The following is a 526-nucleotide window of genomic DNA, read 5'->3' as shown; positions in this document are numbered from 1 at the left end:
CGCCGCGGTCGCCCGCACGACGCGGCACCCAGGCCAGTCGGGCACCGGTGCCGTCGGCCAGACCGGCGGCGGCCGTGAGCGCACCGGGCGCGAGGGCCAGGCGCTCCCCCACCAGCACGACATCGGCGGCGGTGAGTCCGAGGTCGGCGATGTCCTGTCCGGACAGGACGGCGGCCTCGTGCCCCGGCACCGCGGCCACGAGGGTCGCGCCGAGCTTGTCGAGGCCGCGGGTGAGGTGACTGCCGACGGCCACGACCCGCAGGCCGCGCTGCTGCACAGCCTTGCGCAGCCGCAGGAAGATCGTGCCCGCCTCGTCCTCGGGCTCCAGCCCGGCCAGCACCACGGTGCCGGCCCGCTCGAGGTCGACGTAGGTGACACCCAGCCCGGTGCCCGCGACGCGCGCCGCGAGGAACGCGGTCTCCTCGTCGCTGTGGGCCCGGCTGCGGAAGTCGATGTCGTCGGTGCCCAGCGCCACGCGCGCGAAGACCCCGTAGGCGTGGGCGTCCTCGAGGCTCAGCCGGCCGCC

At 76.8% G+C, this 526-nt stretch carries 1 pseudogene; it reads right to left on the bottom strand.

Annotation, left to right across the window (positions count from 1 at the left end):
- Positions 1-526, bottom strand: a pseudogene (locus tag HMPREF0063_RS17170) (NADH-quinone oxidoreductase subunit G); the annotation flags it as partial.

The sequence above is a fragment of the Aeromicrobium marinum DSM 15272 genome (genome assembly GCF_000160775.2).
Classification (GTDB): Bacteria; Actinomycetota; Actinomycetes; order Propionibacteriales; family Nocardioidaceae; genus Aeromicrobium; species Aeromicrobium marinum.
Note: the sequence above shows the minus strand (reverse complement) of the source record. Positions and strands in the feature narration are given on the sequence as shown.